Here is an 18,312-nt window from a genome sequence, read left to right on the forward strand (position 1 = left end):
CGGTCGCGGCGGACTCGCTGACGCTCCCGGCGCGGGCGCTCACTGGGCGCCGGGTGCCGAGGTGTGCGCCGGAGTGCGGCCGTCGGTCCCGCACCACTTTGCTCAGCTGAAGCCTGAAGCCTGAAGCCTGAAGCCTGAAGTCGCCCTGAGGGCGAGACGGCAAACCCGACGCGGTGTGTCGACGATCCGCCGCGTCAGAACCGGAGGTTGTCATGTCACTTACAGAACGCGGTCCCGTCAGCAGACGCCGGTTCCTGGCCCGATGGGGAGCCGGGACCGTGGTGCTCGTGGCGGGCTTCGACCTGGTCGCCCGGCAGTGGGTGACCGAGGCCGCCGCCGCGGACAGTACGTCGTTCGCGGCGGCGCCGTCGCTCGACGGCACCCTCACGTTCGACGCCGAGTCCCTCGCGGCGAACGCGCACGACCAGGGCAACATCGTGTTCCGGACGCCATGCGCGGTGCTTCGGCCGGGTTCCGTCCGGGACATCCGGAAGATGGTCGCCTTCTGCTCCGACCACGGCATCGAGGTCGCACCGGCCGGTGCGCACCACGCCATGTTCGGTCAACCGCTCGTGAGCGGTGGCCTGGTCATCGAGACGCGGTCCCTGAACACGGTCCACTCGATCGGCACGGACGGCGCCGACGTCGATGCCGGCGTGCTGTGGAAGGACTTGATCGAGGCCGCCTACGAGCAGGGCCTCACACCGGCGTCGATCACCAGCTACACCAGTACGACGGTCGGCGGGACCCTGTCCATGGGCGGCATCGGGATGATGTCGTCCTATCAGGTCGGCGCCCAGGTCGATCACGCCCAGCGGCTCCAGGTGGTCACGGGCGAAGGCCACCAGAAGTGGTGCTCCGACACGCAGAACAGCGACCTGTTCGAGGCGGCGCTCGCCGGACTCGGCCAGTGCGGTGTGATCACACGAGCGACCCTGGACCTGGTGCCGGCCAAGCAGTCGGCCCGTACGTACCGGATCGGGTACGCGGACATCCCGACCTTCTTCCAGGACATCCGAGTCCTCGCGAACCGGGGCGAGTTCGACTCGCTCGGCAGCATTCCCCAGCCGGGCACGGCACAGCCCCTGACCCTTTGGGCCACCGTCTTCCACAATACGGGCGAGGTCCCCGACGCGTCCCACCTGTTGCGTGGCCTCAGCCCCGTAGCGGACACGGCCGCCTTCGAGGACTACGGCTACCTCGACTACATCTCCCTGGTCACCGACATGTACGACGCCTTCGCGGCGAACCTGGACTGGGACGCGAAGGTCAAGCCCTGGTCGGACCTGTTCCTGCCGGACGGTGCCGTCGAGGAGTATGTCGAGGCGATGTTCGCCTCGTTGACGCCCGAGGACCTGGGCCCGACCGGTTTCGGGCTGATCTTCCCGATGCTGCGTTCGAGCTACGGCCGACCGCTGCTGCGTCTCCCGAGCGGGGCGAGCGGCCCCTGGGTCTGGCTCGTGAGCGTGCTGACCGATTCGGCGCGGTCCGGCCCCGACCCCGACTTCGCGTCACGGATGATGGACCGCAACTACCGCTTCTACCAGGACGCGGCTGCCGTCGGCGGTGTGCGCTATCCGCACGGTGCCTGCGCGTTCACGGAGGCCGACTGGCAGGCGCACTACGGCTCGATGTGGACGCGGTTCGTCTCGTGGAAGAACGAGTACGACCCGAACGGCATCCTGACTCCCGGCCCGGGCATCTTCTGAACGGCCCGCACCTGTACTTCTCTTGCCGTTCCCGGATACTCGGTCCGTGGAATTCGCCGTCTTCGCGACCCTGCCCGGGCTCGTCACACTGCTGACCGTCCTGGCCTTATGGACCAGGTGGTGCTGCGCGCCGGTCGTGCGGGCCTGTTGCCGTGGCGGGGCGGTGTCCGGCAGGGCCAGATCTCGTCGACCGGCTTCGAGCAGCTCCACGCCAGCTTTTCGCCGGGCAAGCAGAGCGAGCTGAAGGAGCGCCAGTCGGCCCTGATCATGCGGGATGACGAGGAGGACGGGGCGCCGCCGAACCGTACGTCGGTGAACCTGGAGCGAGGGGGCGCGGTCATCCGGATGCCGTCGGCCGAGGGGTAGCCGGTGCGCGTTGGGTGGCGGGTGGCGGGTGGTGGCGTTGGCACACCGCCGACACCAACTGCCCGGTCCGGGGCTGCCGTTCGTCTAGGTGGCGGATCGGGCCGCTGAGGAGTAGCCGGCCGTGGCGATGCGGACGAAGGAGTGGACCAGGGGGTCGGCGTCGGCGGTGTTCCAGGCGACGACGAGGCGGCTGGGCGGCATGTCGGTCAAGGGGACGCAGACCAGGCCCTCGGGGAGGGCGTCAACCAGCGGAGCAAGCCCGATCGTGCCGTTCCACAGGACCGCCTGTACGCATTCGTGGACGGTGCGCACCACCGGGCCTTCCCGCGGACCGGCGGCCGGCGCGGGGGAGGTCCAGTAGGCGCGCCAGGGCGGGTCGGTCCCGTCGGGCAGCCGGAACCAGCGGCGTGTGGCGAGGTCGCGCGGGTGGAGGGTGTCGCGGTCGGCCAGGGGATCGTCGGTGCGCAGGACCACGCCGACCGGGTCGGCCCGCAGTACCCGGCTGCTGATGCCGGTGTCGTCGAACGGGGCGCGGGTGAGGGCGACATCGACCAGTCCGGCCCGTAGGCCTGTGGTCGGGTCGGTCAGGTCGGCCTCGCGGATGCGGACGTGGACGTCGGGATGGCGTGTGCGGAAGGTGGCGACGAGCCGCGTACCCGACTGTTCGGCGAGGGTGCCGAGGACGAGGGTCGCGGTGCGGGCCGCGGCGGCGACCCGTGTCCGGGCCTGCTCGGCCTGGCGCAACAGGGCGCGTGCCTCGTCGTAGAGGGCGCGCCCCGCCGCCGTGAGCGTGACCCCTCTGGAGGAGCGGTGCAGCAGCACGGCACCGAGGTCGTTCTCCAGCTGCTTCACGGCGCGGCTCAGCGGGGGTTGCGTCATGTGCAGCCGGACAGCGGCGCGGCCGAAGTGTCGTTCCTCGGCGACGGCCACGAAGTAGCGCAGCGATCGTAAGTCCATGACCAGCGACGATACCTGCCCGGTATCGGCCGTGCGGAACGGGACTTGGACGCCTGCGGGGTCGTTGCACTGGACTGGGACGACACCGACCCGGTCGTCGGCCGTACGAACGACCGGACCGGCGGGACCGGCGGGGCCGACCGGACCGACCGGGCCCACGGGACCGACGGGACTGACCGGACCCACGGGACTGACCGGACCCACGGGACCGACGGGACCGACGGGACTGACCGGACCGACCGGACCGACGGGACCGACGGGACCGACGGGACCGACCGGACCCACGGGACCGACCGGACCCACGGGACCCACGGGACCCACGGAACCCACGGGACCGACGGGACAGACCGGACCGACCAGAGCGACCAGTTCGAGGAGCCGCCACCATGCCCGAACGCACCTTGCCCGACCCCGATGTCCGGACCGGGGGAGCGACGGAGCTCGCCCACGACCTGGTGGTGATTCCCGACCCTGGCGTGCAACTCGTGCCCAATATCGGGGTCGTCGGCGGCACGCACTCCGTGCTCGTGGTCGAGACGGGTCTGGGACCGAGCAACGCCGAGAACGTGCTCGCGTTCGCGGCCGAGTACGCCAGGGGCCGCAGCCTCTACCTGACCACGACGCACTTCCACCCCGAACACGCCTTCGGTGCACAGGTCTTCGCCGACGAGGCGACCTACCTCGTCAACAGCGCCCAGGCGGCGGACCTGGCCACCAAGGGCACCGCCTATCTCGACATGTTCCGTGGCCTGGGTGAACCGATCGCCCGTCGGCTGGAGGGGGTCGAACCGGTCGCCCCCGACATGGTGTACGAGGACGCCTTCGATCTCGACCTGGGCGGCCGGGTGGTGCGGCTGCGGGCCACCGGCCGGGCGCACAGCAGGGGGGATCAGGTGGTCACCGTCCCCGACGCCGGGGTGATGTTCACCGGAGATCTCGTCGAGGCCGGGCAGTTCGCGATCTTTCCGTGGTTCCCGCCGTACGACACCGATGTGTCCGGCATCCGCTGGATCGAGGTGATGAAGCGCCTGTCGGCGGAGCGGCCCCGGGTGGTCGTGCCCGGCCATGGCGAGGTCGGCGGCGCGCGGCTGCTGTCCGACGTCCGCGACTATCTGGAACTTTTGCGCGACGAGACCTGGCGGCGCCGGGACTCGGCGATGGGCGAGCAGGCGATCGTCGAGGAGGTGCGGTCGCTGATGCTCGCGCGGCACCCGGAGTGGGCCGGCCAGGAGTGGATCGAGCGCGGCGTCGGCTGCCTGTGCGCGGAACATGTCGCGGGGGATTCGCATTCCCCTGCCTGATCCCACGGCGCACGGTGGTGATCAAGGGGTGTGTGGGCTCTTCACGGTGGACCGGACGGATCGTCGGTCGCTTTGATGGGGGTGGCGCGGTGGCCCGTGCCGTCCCGGGTCGGCCATCACGGGGTCGACCACATTCGAGACCGCCGGAGATGAGCTGCCATGGTGACCGACCGGTACGGCAACCGTCTGTACGAGTGCACCGCAGAGGGGGCGGGGCACCTCGACCGGGCCGTGGAGGGGCTGTTGTTCTTCCGGCCCGAGTTCCCCGCCGCGGTCGCGGACGCCGTGGCGGCGTCTCCGGGCGCCCCGTTGGCCCAGGCGTTCGCGGCCTATCTGGGGGTGCTGGGGACCGAGTCGCGCGACGCGGGCGAGGCGCGCCGCCTCTTCGTGGAGTTCAGCGCCGGGCTGGACCATGCGGCGCTGCCCCGGCGGGAGCGGATGCACATGGCCGCGGCCGAGGCCTGGCTCGGGGGTGAACTGGGGCGGGCCGGGCAGATCCTGGAGGAACTCGTCGTGGAGAGTCCCCGGGACCCACTGGCCCTGGCGGTGGGCCATCAGCTCGACTTCTTCACCGGCGACGCGACGCGGCTGCGCGACCGGATCGGCGGTGCCCTGCCGGCCTGGGCGGCGGACGATCCCCATCGCGGGCCGCTGATGGGCATGTACGCGTTCGGCCTGGAGGAGTCGGGGCACTACGGCCGGGCCCAGGAGGTGGCGGGGGCCGCCGTCGAGCGGAACCCCCATGACATCTGGGCCATCCACGCGGTCGTCCACACCCATGAGATGCAGGGCCGGTTCGCCGAGGGCATCGACTTCCTCGACGCACGTGTGGACGACTGGGCGAGCGGCAGCCTGCTGACCGTGCACAGCTGGTGGCATTACGCCCTCTACGCCCTGGAGGCGGGGGACACGAGGACGGCCATCCGGATCTACGACGCCGTACTGCACCACAAGGAGTCGACCGGGTTCGTGATGGAACTCCTCGACGCCGCCTCGCTGCTCTGGCGGTTCCTCCTGGCGGACCTGGACCAGGACGCCCGCTGGCAGACCCTCGCCGACGCGTGGGCCGCGCGCGAGGACCCGCCGTTCTACGCCTTCAACGACGTCCACGCCGTCATGGCCTTCGCGGGCGCGGGGCGGCTGGAGACGGCGGACGAGTTCGTCGCCGACCGGCGGCGCCGGCTGCTGGCCCAGGACGGCGGGCGCCTCCGCACCAACCGGGTGATGACCGCAGAGATCGGCCTGCCCGTGTGCGAGGCGCTGGTGGCGTACGCCCGTGGCGACTATCCGGCGGTGGTGGAACTGCTCTGGCCGATCCGCCGGCGAGTGCACACCTTCGGCGGCAGCCACGCCCAGCGGGACGCCATCCAGCGGACCCTCCTCGAAGCGACCCTGCGCGCCCGCCGCGACGACCTGGCCCGTCTGCTGCTCGGCGAACGCACCGGCCTGAGCCCCCACAGCCCGTACAACTGGCTGAGCCAGGCCCGGCTCGCCGACGCCCTCGGCGAAGCCGGCCGCGCCGCGCTCGCCCGCGACCGGGCGGGCGAACTTGCGGCGCCCGCGGCGCAGAGGCTGAGCCGGAACCCGCACGACAGGTATCTCGAACCGAGGCCCTGAGCGCGGCCGGGTGCCGTCGAAGTCGCATGGCGGGAGAGCGTGATGAGCTAATGCCCGCCGGGCCCGCACTAGTATTCGACGGGATGGTCGCCGGGTTTCAGTCGCAGATCGCCCGCCGTCAGCTGGCATCGCCCGGAAAGGACCGCACCCTGTGGCCACGCCGCACTCCGGGACGCCGACGGGCGTGGGCCTGGTCCTGGCCAGCGGCGCTGCCCACGGGGCCGCGCACGCCGGGGTGTTGCGCGCGATCGAGGAGGCCGGGATCGAGGTGTCGGTGGTGACCGGCACCAGCGCGGGCGCGCTGATCGGCGGGGTCTGGGCGGCCGGGATCAGCGAGGAGCGGATCACCGAGCGGCTCCTGGCGGTCCAGTGGGCGGACTTCGGGTCCACCGCGATCAGTCCGCGCCTCGGGCTGCTGGACACCACACCCTTCGCGCGCAACTTCGAGGAGTTGGTCGGCGACCTGCTGATCGAGGAGCTACCGACCACGTTCGGCGCGGTGGTCACCGAGTTGGGCTCCGCCACGCCCCGGCTGGTCAGCTCGGGCCCGCTGGCGGCCGCCGTACGGGCCAGCAGCGCCGTACCCGGGCTGTTCCCGCCCGTGAGGGTGGACGGCGTGCTGTGCGTCGACGGCGCCGTGGTCTCCCCCTCGCCGGTGTGGGCCGCACACCGGCTGGGGGCTCAGCGGATCATCGCCGTGGGCTTCGGCGAGACCTCCCGGTGGCGCCGCTGGTTCGAGTCCCGCCCCGGCCACCCCGCCCGCGGCCTCCGGGCTGACCTGACCATCACCATCGACCCGGGCGGCAACTCCGCCTGGTCGGCCGTCGGCGTCCCCGACCTGATCGACCGGGGATACCGCACGACCCGCGACGCCCTCAAGGAGCTGTGAGGCGCGTGGCACCCGGCCCCGGAACGCCGGTCACTTCAGGCCGATGTGCGCGCCCGGGGCGGCAGGTCGGACCCGTGGAACATCCCCAGGATCGCCGGTCACACCAGGAGGAACGGCACGGTGAAGATGGACAGCCGGGCGATGAGCGTGCCGAGGCGGGCGTCCGGTTCGTAGCGGCGGAGCAGGGCCAGGAGCAGGAAGACGTACGGGTTCGCATCGATGGTGACGACGGCGTCGTCCACCGGTGCCGCACCGGTCCCGTCGATCAGCCGGGCGCGGTGGATCCGCAGGGCGGTACGGGTGTTCCCCGCCGGACCCGTAGTACCCGTAGCACCCGGAGTACCTGTAGTGGTCGCATACGTCATGGGCGCGGTGCTCCTCGCGGTCGGGAACAGCCGAAGTGGCTGTGGAGAGCGGCTGCCACCGTCGAGCAGCTCGACGAACTCGACCGGGGCGTGGTGCACGCCTTGCAGATCAGTCCCCGGGCGCCCTGGACGCTGGTCGGCGAGGTGCTCGCGGTCAACCCGGTGACCGCGGCGCGGCGTTGGCAACGGCCGGCGGAGGCGGGCCCGGCGTGGGTGACCGCCTGTCCGCGGCTGGCCGACTCGCGGATCGTGGTGACGGCGGTGGTCGAGGTGGACACCGAGCCGGGCCGCGCCGAGGACGTGGCAGGGGCCCTCGCGGCGGACCCGGCGGTGCCGAACATCAAACTCACGGCGGGCGGCCGGGACCTCGTGGTCGCCGTGCAGGCCCGCGGCCTGCACGAACTCACCGACCGCACCATGACGTTGTTCCGTCGGACCCCGTACGTGCGGGCGACCTGTACACATGTGTCCACCGGTATTCCACCGAGGGCAGCCGATGGCGGCTGCGCAGCCTCGACGAGGTCCAGAGCTCCCGGATCGAGGCGGCGCTGCCCGCGGCCGCGCTGCCCGCCGCCACCGCCGGGGCCCGCTGGGACGACCTGGACACCCGGCTGCTGGAACTGCTGAGCACCGACGGCCGTATGCCGCTCCGCGACCTGGCGGCGGCGACCGGCACGAGTCTCACCACCGTGCGGCGGCGAACGCAGTCGCTGCTCGCCTCGCGGCTGAGCCTGCGCTGCGATCTCGCCCGGCCGCTGTCGGGCCGGCCGCTGTCCGCCGTGTACTTCGCCTCCGTACCGGGCCAGTACGTGGAGGAGACCAGCCGGGTGCTGGCCGGCGTACGCGAAGTGCGGTCCTGCGCCATCACGGCCGGACCGCACAACCTCGTCATCGACGTGTGGCTGCGCGCTCTGCGCGACGTGCACGCCTTCGAGGCCCACCTGCCACGGAAGTTGCCGCACCTCACCGTCGACGACCGCTCGGTGGTGCTGCGCACGGTCAAGCACATGGGGCGCCTGCTCGACCACGCGGGCCGCGGTGTCGGCGTCGTACCGCTGAGCCATCCGCGCGGCGCGGGCGCCCCCGTCATGCCCCCTCAGAGCGCGGGGTCCAGCCAGGAGAGCCCGTCGTCGGAGGGCACCAGGCCGCCGGGCCGCAGCGGGGACTCGTCCTCCAACGGCCCGCCGTACACGCCCCGTTCCTGCATGACCGACGCCTCGTGGAACGTCTGACGGAAGGCGGCGGACTCGTAGAGCGGGTTGCGCCGCCCGTCGGAGTCCGGGAGCCGGCCCACGACCGCGTCGAGGTCCGTGGCGGCGGCCGTCAGACGCGCGCCCGGCTGCCCGGGCTCGGCGAGCGACGCGTCCCCCGACGCCAGCCCGCCCACCAGCTCCACGAACGCCTCCAGCTCCGTCGCACCGACGTGGGTGACCTTGCGGGCCTTCCAGAAGTACGACCGCTCGTCCTGGTGCATGTCGTAGAACGAGACCAGGAACTCGTAGAACAGGCCGTACTCGTGCCGGTAGCGCGCCTCGAACTCCGCGAAGCAGCGGCCCTCTTCGAGGATTCCGTCGAGCGAACTGTTGATCGCCCGCGCCGCGAGCAGCGCCCCGTACGTGGCCAGGTGCACGCCGGAGGACAGCACCGGATCGACGAAACAGGCCGCGTCACCGGCCAGCACCATGCCCGGCCGCCACAGTCCGATCTTCCAGTACGACCAGTCCTTGCGGACCCGGACCTGGTCGTACGGTGCCTCGGTGGCCTGCGGGACACCGTCGAGGAGGTCCCGCACCTCGTGGCACGAGTCGATCAGCCGCCGCCAGGCCGCCACCGGATCGCCCTGGGCCGAGGCGGTGTTCTCCCGGCTCACCACCGCGCCCACGCTCGTCAGGTCGTCCCGCAGCGGGATGTACCAGATCCAGCCCTCCTCGAAGGCGGCGCAGAAGATGTTGCCGTCGTTCGGCCTGGGCAGCCGCTTGCCGCCGGCGAAGTACCCGAACACCGCGATGTTCCGGAAGAAGTCCGAGTACGTCCGCTTCCCGCCGACGTGGCCGTGGATCCGGCTGGTGTCGCCGGACGCGTCCACCACGTACCGGGCCAGGGCCTCGCGGCTCTCGCCGCCGGGGCCGGTCCAGCGCACGCCCCGTACCCGCTCCTCGTCGGCGACCACGTCCGAGACCCGGCAGCCCTCCCGTACGTCCACGCCGAGCCGGCGGGCGTTGTCCAGGAGGATCGCGTCGAACTTGGACCGCTCGACCTGATAGGCGAACGAGGTCGGGTCGGACAGACGCGGCGACAGCGCGAAGGAGAACTGCCACGGCTCCCGGTTGCGGCCCCAGCGGAACGTGCCGCCGCGCTTGAGCTTGAACCCCGCCCGGGCGACCTCGTCCTCGACGCCCAGGATGCGGCACAGCCCGTGGACGGTGGAGGGCAGCAGCGATTCGCCGATCTGGTAGCGGGGGAACGTCTGCTGGTCCAGGAGCAGGACCCGGTGGCCGCGCAGCGCCACGGCGGACGCGACGGTCGAACCGGCGGGGCCGCCGCCCACGACGATCACGTCGAACTCTTCGGTGGCTGTCCGGTCAGGTAGGGGGTGGCTGGCAGTCACTGGTCTCCTACCGAGGTCGAAGTCGAGGAGGAGGCCTGGTGGTTGAGGGAGCCGAGCCAGGCCTGGATCGCCGTCACGGTGGCCGGGGCGTGTTCGCGGTTGAGCGAGAAGTGGTCGCCGGGCACGTCGACGACGTCGTGGGGCAGCGGCCAGGACGTCCGCCAGTCGTCGCCGTCCGCGCCCGCCGACATCTCCGGCGTCGGCCGGGTGGCCCGGACCAGCAGCGTCGGGGTGCGGACGGGTTCCGGCCGCCAGTCGAGGAACATCCGGGTGTACGCGCCCATCGCCGCGAGGGCGCTGTCGTCGTCGCCGGTCGAAGGGCCCCCGGTCAGGCGGGGGAGCAGGGCCGCGGGCAGGGCCGGCAGCCAGTCCGTGGAACCGTTGTCCCGGTCGACGAGATACGTGTCCAGCAGCACCTGGCCCACGGGAGCGGACCCCATGGCTTCCAGCTGCCGGGTCACGACATGGGTGACCGCGCCGCCGGTGGACGAGCCGACGAGTACGAAGGGCCGGTCTCCCACCTCGCGCAGCACCGTCTCGGCATGGACACGCGCCAGCGTCTCCCGGTCCTCCGGCACGGCCGCCCCCGCGTCGATTCCGGGATGCCGCAGCTCCAGGACGTCCCGGTCGCCCTCGAAACACGCGTGGAACCGTGCGGCGCCACCGCCCGGCCCGGGGAACGTCGGGTGATACCCGTTGACGAAGACCACGACCGGGCCCGCACCCGAACCCTCCGCCCGCCGCAGGGGAGGCAGCGCGTGCCGCCGGGCGCCCGACGCGTGGAACGTCGGCACGGCCCACGACGCGGTCACCAGCATGTGCATCGCGGCGAGAACCTGACCGGCCTCGCAGACCCGCCGGTAGAGGGAGGAGAGGGACTGCACGGGGCGCTCGTCCGGCGGTGCCCCCTGCGTCCCGCCTGTCCTCTCCGTCCCGTCCACCGTCGGCTGCGGCAGGTCGTCCAGCAGACCGAGTACGTGGCGGGCCAGGTCCTCCGCCGTGGGGTGGTCGAACACGACGGCGGCGGAGAGCCTGATCCGCAGCGCCAGGCTCAGCCGGTTGCGGACCTGGATCGCCATCAGGGAGTCGAAACCCAGTTCGTCGAAGGACTTGCCGACAGGCAACGCGTCGGCGGCCGGATAGCCGAGCACCAGGGCCACATCGGCGAGCATCAACTCCGCCAGAGCGCCCCCTCGTCGGGCGACAGGCAGCTCGGCCAGCAGCTTCCGCCAGGCTCCGGGCTCCAGGACCCCCGGTGAGCCGGGTCCGTCGGCCGCCTCGATCTCCGCCTCGACGGCCGGCCGACGGGCGCGCGGCGCCTCGTGCCCTCGCAGGAGCGGCGGCAGGGGTCCTGGCGCGGAGCGCAGCGCCGCCCGGTCCAGCAGGACCGGCGCCAGTACGGGTCCGCCGTCGCGTACCGCCGCGTCGAAGAGCGCGAGTCCCTGTTCGACGGAGAGCGGCCGGAGTACGTCCCCACCGGCCTTCGGATGCCGCGCCGGCTTCAGGAGTCGCGGGTCCGCCGCCGCCATGCCGGCGCCGTGCTCCCAGGGGCCCCAAGCCAAGGAGAGCGCGGGCAGACCCAGCGCGATGCGGTGGCGGGCGAGGGCGTCGAGGAAGGAGTTCGCCGCCGCGTAGTTGCCCTGGCCGGCCCGCCCGAGCAGACCCGACACCGACGAGAACAACACGAACGCCGACAGCCCCAGGTCCCTCGTCAGCTCGTGCAGATGCCAGGCCGCGTCCGCCTTCGGCCGCAGCACCGCCGCCATCCGCCCGGGCGTCAGCGCGGCCAGCGCACCGTCGTCCAGCACCCCGGCCGCGTGGACGACAGCGCTGAGCGCGGGCTGACTCGCCTTGACCACCTCGGCGAGTGCCGTCCGGTCGCCCGTGTCGCACGCGACGATCCTGACCTCCGTCCCCAACTCCTCGAGCGCGGCACGCAGTTCCTCGGCGCCAGGTGCGTCCAGGCCTCGGCGTGAGGTGAGCAGGAGATGCCGTACGCCGTGGGTGGTGACCAGGTGCCGGGCGAGTTCGGCGCCCAGCGCGCCGGTGCCGCCGGTGATCAGGACGGTGCCGGTCGGGCCGAAGGCGCCGGAGTCGCCGGAGGAGGGGCGGAGGTCGGTCGTGCCTCCGGACGACGATTCGACGGTCGCCGCCCCGGCCAGTCGTGGCACTCTCAACTGCCCGTCAAGAAAAGCGAGTTGGGGCTGGCCGGTGGCCACCGCCGCCGGCAGCAGCCGTAGGGACTCGGCCCCGCCGTCCACATCGACCAGGACGACCCGACCGGGCAGCTCTGACTGGGCCGTACGCGCCAGCCCCCACACCGCCGCACCGGCGAGATCGGGCTTCGGCGCGGTCGCGTTCCGCGTCACGATCACCAGCCGGGAGCCCGCCGTGCGCGGATCGTCCTGCCAGTCCTGGAGGGTCCGCAGCACCCGGTCGGTCAACTGCCGTACGGCGACCGGCGTGTCGTCGGCCGCCGCCGGGCCCACGGCGGTGAGGACGACGGCGGCCGGTTCGGCGGCGTCCGCTCCGACGACCTCGGGGATCGCCTCGCGGAGGTTCAACTCGTCCGGTCCCACGAGGGCCCAGTGCGGCAGCCCGCGCTCGGTGTCCGTGTCCCGCGCTTCGCCGGGCGGCGGATCGACGGGGGCCCACTCGGGGCGGAACAGGGCCCGCCGCGCCACCTCGTGGGCCGATTCGACTGCCCGAGTGGGGAGTTCGCGGGTGGTGAGCGAGTCGATCCGGGCCACCGGGCGGCCCGCCGGGTCGGCGAGGGCCAGCGCGACCGTGTCCGTTCCGGCCGGGGACACCCGTACCCGTAGCGCCGACGGGCCCGACGCATGCAGGCGCACCCCGTTCCAGGCGAACGGCACCCGGATCGCGCCGGATCCGGCATCCGAACCCGACCACATCCCCGTGAGCAGCGGCGCGTGCAGCGCCGCGTCCAGCAGCGCCGGATGGACCCCGAACCGGTCGGTGCCCTCCAACTCGCACTCGGGCAAGCGGACTTCGGCGAACAGCTCGTCGCCGAGCCGCCATGCCGCCCGTACGCCCCGGAAGGCCGGGCCATAGGCGAGGCCGTGGTCCGTGAGCCTGTCGTAGGCGTCGGTGAGGTCGACCTCGGTCGCGCCGGGCGGCGGCCACTCCTCCAGCCCGGTCTCCGATATCTCCGACGGCTCCGGCGTCTGTGACGGCTCGGGCGTCTCCGATGTCTCCGACGGCTCTGCGGGTGAGGCCATGCCGACCACGCCCGTCGCATGGCGGGCCCATTCGGGTTCCGTGTCGCCGTCGGCCGGTGCCTCGGGCCGGGAGTAGATGTCGACCGTCCGGCTGCCGGAGTCGTCGGCCCGGCCCACCACGACCTGGACGCGCGCGCCGGTGGCGGCGGGCAGGGCGAGCGGCGCCGCCAGCACGAGTTCGTCGAGGGTGTCGCAGCCGACCTCGTCACCCGCCAGCACGGCCATCTCCACGAACACCGTCGCGGGGACGAGGACGGTCCCGGCGATCACATGGTCGGTGAGCCAGGGGTGGGTCGTGGGGGACAGGTGGCCGGAGAGCACGGTTCGCCCCGTGTCCGGGACCGAGAAGGCCGGACCCAGCAGGGGATGGCCGTGGGAAGCCGCCGCCGCCCGGCCGGCTGTGCGGGGCGGGTTGAGCCAGTACCGCTGCCGCTGGAAGGCGTACGTCGGCAGGTCCACCCGCCGGGCCCCGGTGTCTGCGAGAGCGGCGGGCCAGTCGACGCGCGCCCCACGGACGTGGAGACGGGCGACGGCGGCCAGCAGGGTATCCGGTTCGCGTTCGCCGGTCCGGGTGGCGGCTGCGAAGAGGGGGCCGGCGCCGCCGTCGGACGGGCCGGGCAGACAGTTTTCGGCCGCCGCGATGAGCGTCGGATGCGGGCCGAGTTCCAGGAACGCCGTCACCCCGTTGTCCCCGAGCCACCGCACGGCGTCGGCGAACCGCACCGGCAGCCGGGCGTGCCTCACCCAGTACCCCGGGGAGCACAACTCGTCCGCGTCGGCGGGGCGGCCCGTGACCGCCGAGACCACCGGAGTGCGCGGCGGCCGGAACGTCAGCCCTTCGGCGACCCGGCGGAACTCGTCGAGCATCGGCTCCACCAGCGGCGAGTGGAAGGCATGCCCGACCCGCAGCCGTACGGTCCGCCGGCCACGCGCCGCGAACCCGGCGGCGACGGCGAGCACCGCGTCCCGTACGCCGGAGATCACCACGCTCCGGGGCCCGTTCACGGAGGCGATCGCCACCTGCGCGGCGCCTTCGCCCTCCCCGAAGCCGGCCAGCGCGGCGAGTACTTCCTCCTCCGTCGCGTGCAGGGCCACCATCGCGCCGCCCTCGGGCAGTGCGTGCATCAGCCGGCCGCGCGCCGCGACGAGCGTCGCCGCGTCGGTCAGGTCCAGGACGCCGGCGACATGGGCCGCCGTCAGCTCACCGACGGAGTGCCCGGCCAGGAAGTCGGCACGCACTCCCCACGACTCCAGCAGTCGGAACAGCGCCACCTCGAAGGCGAAGAGACCGGCCTGGGTGAAGTCCGTACGGTCGAGGAGAGCGGCCTCCGGCGAACCAGGCTCGGCGGAGAGCACCACGCCCAGCGGTCGTTCGAGCCGGCCGTCCAGTACCCGGCAGACCTCGTCGTAGGCCGTACGGAAGACAGCGAAAGCCGTCCTCAACTCGGTCCCCATGCGGGCCCGTTGGGCGCCCTGGCCGGTGAACAGGAAGGCCGTACCAAGGCCCGGGTCCGCGATCGCCCGTTCCGTGCCGGTGCCGTCCGTGCCCTCGGCGAGCGCCTCCAACGCGCCGCGCATCCGCGCCCGGTCGCCGGTCGGCAGCATGGCCCGATGGGTCAGCGCCTGCCTCGATACGGCGAGGGAGAAACCGACGTCGGCCGACGACAGTTCGGGCCGCGCCGCCAACTGGGTCGCGAGTCGCCGGGCTTGGCCGCGCAGGGCGCCCTCGTCGGCCCCGGAGAGCAGCCAGGGCACGCCGGTTGCCGGACCGGCCGCACCGGCCGCACCGGCATCCTCGGTGACAGCTCCGGAGGAGAGCGGCGGGGCCTCCTCCAAGACCCCCGGCGGAGCCTCCTCCAAGATCACATGCGCGTTGGTCCCCCCGATCCCGAACGCCGACACCCCGGCCCGACGCGGCCTGCCCTCCGCCGGCGGCCACGGCCGGGCGGTGTTCAGCAGTTCCACCCGGCCGGAGGCCCAGTCGACGTGCGGCGAAGGGGCCTCGGCGTACAGGGTCCGAGGCAGTTCCCCGTGCCGCATCGCCGTCACCATCTTGATGACACCGGCGACACCGGCGGCGGCCTGCGTGTGCCCGAGGTTGGACTTGACCGAGCCGAGCCACACCGGGGGCCGGTCCTCGGCGCGGCCCTGCCCGTACGTGGCCAACAGGGCCCGCGCCTCCACGGGGTCGCCCAGAGTCGTGCCCGTGCCGTGCGCCTCGACCGCGTCCACGTCGTCCGGGCGTAAACCGGAATTGGTCAACGCCCGCTCGATCAGCAGCTGTTGGGCCTGTCCGTTGGGGGCGGTGAGGCCGTTGGACGCGCCGTCGGAGTTGACGGCGGAGCCGCGCAGGACGGCCAGCACCGGGTGGCCGTTGCGGCGGGCGTCGGAGAGGCGCTCCAGCAGCACCAGGCCGGCGCCCTCGGCCCAGGCGGTGCCGTCGGCGGAGGCCGAGAACGACTTGCACCGGCCGTCGGGGGAGAGACCGCGCTGTCGGCTGAACGCCGTGAAGGGCTTGGGGGTCGCCATCACCGTGACTCCACCGGCGAGGGCCAGGGAGCACTCGCCGGACCGCAGGGCCGCCGCGGCCCAGTGCAATGCCACCAGGGAGGAGGAACAGGCGGTGTCGACCGTGATCGACGGCCCGCGCAGCCCGTACACGTACGAGATCCGGCCGGCCGCCACACTGCTGGACGACCCCAGCCCCAGATGGGCCTCCAGTTCGTGGTGACTGAAACGGGTGGAGTAGTCGGCGTGCATCATGCCGACGAAGACACCCGTCTCGCTCTCGCGCAGCGCGGCCGGATCGATGCCGGCCCGCTCCCAGACCTCCCACGAGGTCTCCAGCAGCAGCCGCTGCTGCGGGTCCGTCGCCAGCGCCTCACGCGGCGAGATCCCGAACAGCCCGGCGTCGAACTCCCCGGCCCGGTGCAGGAATCCACCACGGCGGGTGTACGAGGTGCCGAACCGGTCCGGGTCGGGATCGTAGAGCGCGGCCAGGTCCCAGCCGCGGTCGTCGGGGAAGTCCGAGGTGGCGTCCCCGCCCTCCGACACCAGCCGCCACAGGTCTTCGGGGGAGTACACGTCTCCGGGGTAACGGCCGCCCATGGCGACGATCACCACCGGATCGTCCGCCGGTGTCGGCACCGGCACCGCCGCCTGTGTCGCGGCGGCGTCCGTCAGCGTGCCGAAGAGGGTGGTGTGAAGGGACCGGGCGAGGTCCGCCGGAGTCGGATGGTCGAACACCAGCGTCGACGGGAGCCGCAGGCCGGTCGCCGCGCCGAGCCGCTCGATCAGTGTGACCGCCCCCGCCGACGTCAGCCCGAGACCGGTGAACGGGCCCTCCGCGTCCAGCCGTTCGTACGGTCCGCCGCCGCACACCTCGGCCGTCTCCGCGAGCACCGCCTCCCGTAGCGCCCGCTCCCGCCCCGCCGGCGGCAGGTCCAGCAGCCGCCGGCGCAGGACGGCGTCGGCCGGCGGGACAGCCGAAGGCCACCCCGCAACCGGCCGCGCCACATCCGTGACGACCGCGTGCCGGGCGATCTTCCCGGACGCGGTACGCGGCACCGCGGCGATCTCATGGATCTCGGCCGGCAGCTTGTACTCGGCCAGCCGGGCGCGGCACGCGGCCAGTACCCGCTGCGGGTCGAACCCCTCAGGACCCGGTACGACGAAGGCCACCGGGACCTCGCCGAGGACGTCGTGCGCCACGCCCACCACCACCGCGTCAGCCACGCCGGGGCTGTGCAGCAGGGCCTGTTCGATCTCGGTGGGGTGGATGTTCTCGCCGCCCCGGTTGATCAGTTCGCTGACCCGCCCGGTGAGCACCAGATGGCCGTGTTCGGCGCGGCTCCCCAGGTCACCGGTGCGGTACCAGCCGTCCGACAGCGCCGCCCCGGTCGCCTCGGGCAGGTTGTGGTAGCCGCTCATCAGGCCCGGGCCGCGTACCCAGATCTCGCCCTCGACGCCGTCCGCGACATCGTTGCCAGTACCCGGATCGACGACCCGTACGGCCACGCCCGGTACCGGCGCCCCGCAGGAACCGTCGACTCGCGGCCCGTCCGGCCGGTTCACCGCGATCATCCCGCAGGTCTCGGTGCTGCCGTACGCGTCGAGCAGGGGTGCGCCGAGCGCCTTCTCCACGGTCCGGCGCAGCGCGGGGGAACTCGGCGCGCCGGCCACGACGCAGGTCCGCGGACCCGCCGGCAGGGGGGTGTCCTCGGCCGACGCCACCAGCTGGTGGTAGGTCGCGGGTACCCCGGCCAGCATGGTGAAGGGGCCGTCGAGGGCCTCGTGCGGGGTGCGCAGCTCCCGCCACAGGCCGTCGGGCGGAAGGAGTTCGGTGGTGATGCGGGCGCTCGCGCCGACCGTGGTGACGCCCAGAATCGCGAGGGAGTGCCCGAAGCTGTGGAACAGCGGCAGGGGCCACAGCAGCCGGTCCTCGGCGGAGAGCCCGAAGATCGGGGCGTAGCAGGCGGCCACCGACCACAGGGCGGCCCGCTGGGTGGACAGCACGCCCTTGGGACGATGGGTGGTGCCGGAGGTGTAGAGCATCCAGGCCGGCTCGTCGAGCCCGAGATCGTCCCGGGGCTCCAGGGGGCCCGGTGTCGCCTCGTCCGCCACAGCGGTTTCGAGGAGGACCGTGCCGTCGGGGGCGTCCGCCGGGACCGGCCCCGTACCGGTCAGCACGACACGCGGCCGGGGCTGTCCGGTGTCCGGGTGCAGGCGGTGCAGGCGGGTGAGCCGCGCGGGATCGGTGATGAGGACCGAGGCGCCGCTGTCCTGGAGGAAGTGGTCCAGTTCGGCGTCGGAGGAGCGGGGGTTGAGGGGGACGCCGACGGCCCCGGCCCGCACGGTGGCGAGGACGCTCTCCACCATCTCCACGCCGTTGCCGAGGCAGATCGCGACCCGGTCGCCGCGCTCCAGACCCGTCCGGGCGAGATACGCGGCCAGCCGGCCGGTGCGCCGCTCCAACTCGGCGTAGGTCACGGCCCGCAGGTCGCAGGCGAAGGCCACCCGTGCCGGTGACCTCTCCGCGTGCGCCTTCAGCGACTCCGGCAGTGGTCGTATCAGCTCGTCCCCGAACCCGTCCCCGAACTCGTCCCCGAACATGTGCCGCCTCCCCGGCCCGTACGGGCCCGCGTCCACGCCGTCGATCTCCTTGCGGAGCAAACGCGTTGACCCTATGGGGCGACGACCGAATGTTCGAACATGCCGAGGACCGGCGTTTCGGACGGTGGCCTACACCGGCACGGCCTACA

General features: G+C 72.9%; 9 protein-coding genes and 1 pseudogene. 6 read left to right on the top strand and 4 right to left on the bottom strand.

Annotated elements, in window-relative coordinates; genetic code table 11:
* The first annotated feature begins 278 nt into the window (after positions 1-278).
* On the top strand, positions 279-1,709 hold the full coding sequence (locus I8N67_RS31080) for an FAD-binding protein (RefSeq protein ID WP_307835423.1): 1,431 nt from the start codon (positions 279-281) through the stop codon (positions 1,707-1,709).
* Between the two features lie 46 nt (positions 1,710-1,755).
* Positions 1,756-2,075: pseudogene (locus tag I8N67_RS31085) on the top strand (DUF6191 domain-containing protein).
* A gap of 84 nt (positions 2,076-2,159) precedes the next feature.
* On the opposite strand, the gene I8N67_RS31090 reads toward I8N67_RS31085, so the two are convergent.
* Positions 2,160-3,032, bottom strand: coding sequence for a LysR family transcriptional regulator (locus I8N67_RS31090; RefSeq protein ID WP_200307572.1), 873 nt, complete (start codon positions 3,030-3,032; stop codon positions 2,160-2,162).
* A 386-nt stretch (positions 3,033-3,418) separates the two neighbouring features.
* Here I8N67_RS31090 and I8N67_RS31100 point away from each other — a divergent pair, with 386 nt between their 5' ends.
* From I8N67_RS31100 to I8N67_RS31110, 3 genes are all read left to right on the top strand, one after another.
* Positions 3,419-4,333 carry an MBL fold metallo-hydrolase gene (locus I8N67_RS31100; RefSeq protein WP_200307573.1) on the top strand — a complete coding sequence of 305 codons (915 nt, stop codon included), beginning with the start codon at positions 3,419-3,421 and terminating at the stop codon, positions 4,331-4,333.
* Between the two features lie 159 nt (positions 4,334-4,492).
* Positions 4,493-5,950 (top strand): tetratricopeptide repeat protein, encoded by a 1,458-nt coding sequence (locus tag I8N67_RS31105; protein ID WP_200307574.1) that lies wholly within the window; start codon positions 4,493-4,495, stop codon positions 5,948-5,950.
* A gap of 151 nt (positions 5,951-6,101) precedes the next feature.
* Entirely contained in the window at positions 6,102-6,839 is a 738-nt protein-coding gene (locus I8N67_RS31110; RefSeq protein WP_200307575.1) for a patatin-like phospholipase family protein, read from the top strand.
* Positions 6,840-6,937: 98 nt separating this feature from the next.
* On the opposite strand, the gene I8N67_RS43180 is transcribed toward I8N67_RS31110, so the two are convergent.
* Positions 6,938-7,204: a hypothetical protein gene (locus I8N67_RS43180; RefSeq protein ID WP_234046586.1), complete on the bottom strand. Its 267-nt coding sequence runs from the start codon at positions 7,202-7,204 to the stop codon at positions 6,938-6,940.
* 102 nt (positions 7,205-7,306) lie between these two features.
* Here I8N67_RS43180 and I8N67_RS43185 point away from each other — a divergent pair, with 102 nt between their 5' ends.
* Complete coding sequence (locus tag I8N67_RS43185) at positions 7,307-7,831, top strand: Lrp/AsnC ligand binding domain-containing protein (RefSeq protein ID WP_234046587.1); 525 nt, start codon at positions 7,307-7,309, stop codon at positions 7,829-7,831.
* A 469-nt stretch (positions 7,832-8,300) separates the two neighbouring features.
* On the opposite strand, the gene I8N67_RS31125 is transcribed toward I8N67_RS43185, so the two are convergent.
* The gene (locus tag I8N67_RS31125; protein ID WP_307835424.1) at positions 8,301-9,812 is read right to left on the bottom strand and encodes a tryptophan 7-halogenase; all 1,512 of its coding nucleotides are present in this window, start codon (positions 9,810-9,812) and stop codon (positions 8,301-8,303) included.
* Positions 9,809-18,163 carry a type I polyketide synthase gene (locus tag I8N67_RS31130; RefSeq protein ID WP_200307591.1) on the bottom strand — a complete coding sequence of 2,785 codons (8,355 nt, stop codon included), beginning with the start codon at positions 18,161-18,163 and terminating at the stop codon, positions 9,809-9,811. The genes I8N67_RS31125 and I8N67_RS31130 overlap by 4 nt, the downstream gene beginning before the upstream one ends.
* Positions 18,164-18,312: the final 149 nt, after the last annotated feature.

Origin of the sequence: Streptomyces adelaidensis, assembly GCF_016598475.1 — a bacterium.
GTDB classification, from domain to species: Bacteria; Actinomycetota; Actinomycetes; order Streptomycetales; family Streptomycetaceae; genus Streptomyces; species Streptomyces adelaidensis.

What these genes read in the sequence shown, in the direction of transcription:
- I8N67_RS31090 (WP_200307572.1), bottom strand. Translation starts at nt 3,032, where the DNA reads ATGGACTTACGATCGCTGCGCTACTTCGTGGCCGTCGCCGAGGAACGA.
- I8N67_RS31100 (WP_200307573.1), top strand. Translation starts at nt 3,419, where the DNA reads ATGCCCGAACGCACCTTGCCCGACCCCGATGTCCGGACCGGGGGAGCG.
- I8N67_RS31105 (WP_200307574.1), top strand. Translation starts at nt 4,493, where the DNA reads ATGGTGACCGACCGGTACGGCAACCGTCTGTACGAGTGCACCGCAGAG.
- I8N67_RS43180 (WP_234046586.1), bottom strand. Translation starts at nt 7,204, where the DNA reads ATGACGTATGCGACCACTACAGGTACTCCGGGTGCTACGGGTACTACG.
- I8N67_RS31130 (WP_200307591.1), bottom strand. Translation starts at nt 18,163, where the DNA reads ATGTTCGGGGACGAGTTCGGGGACGGGTTCGGGGACGAGCTGATACGA.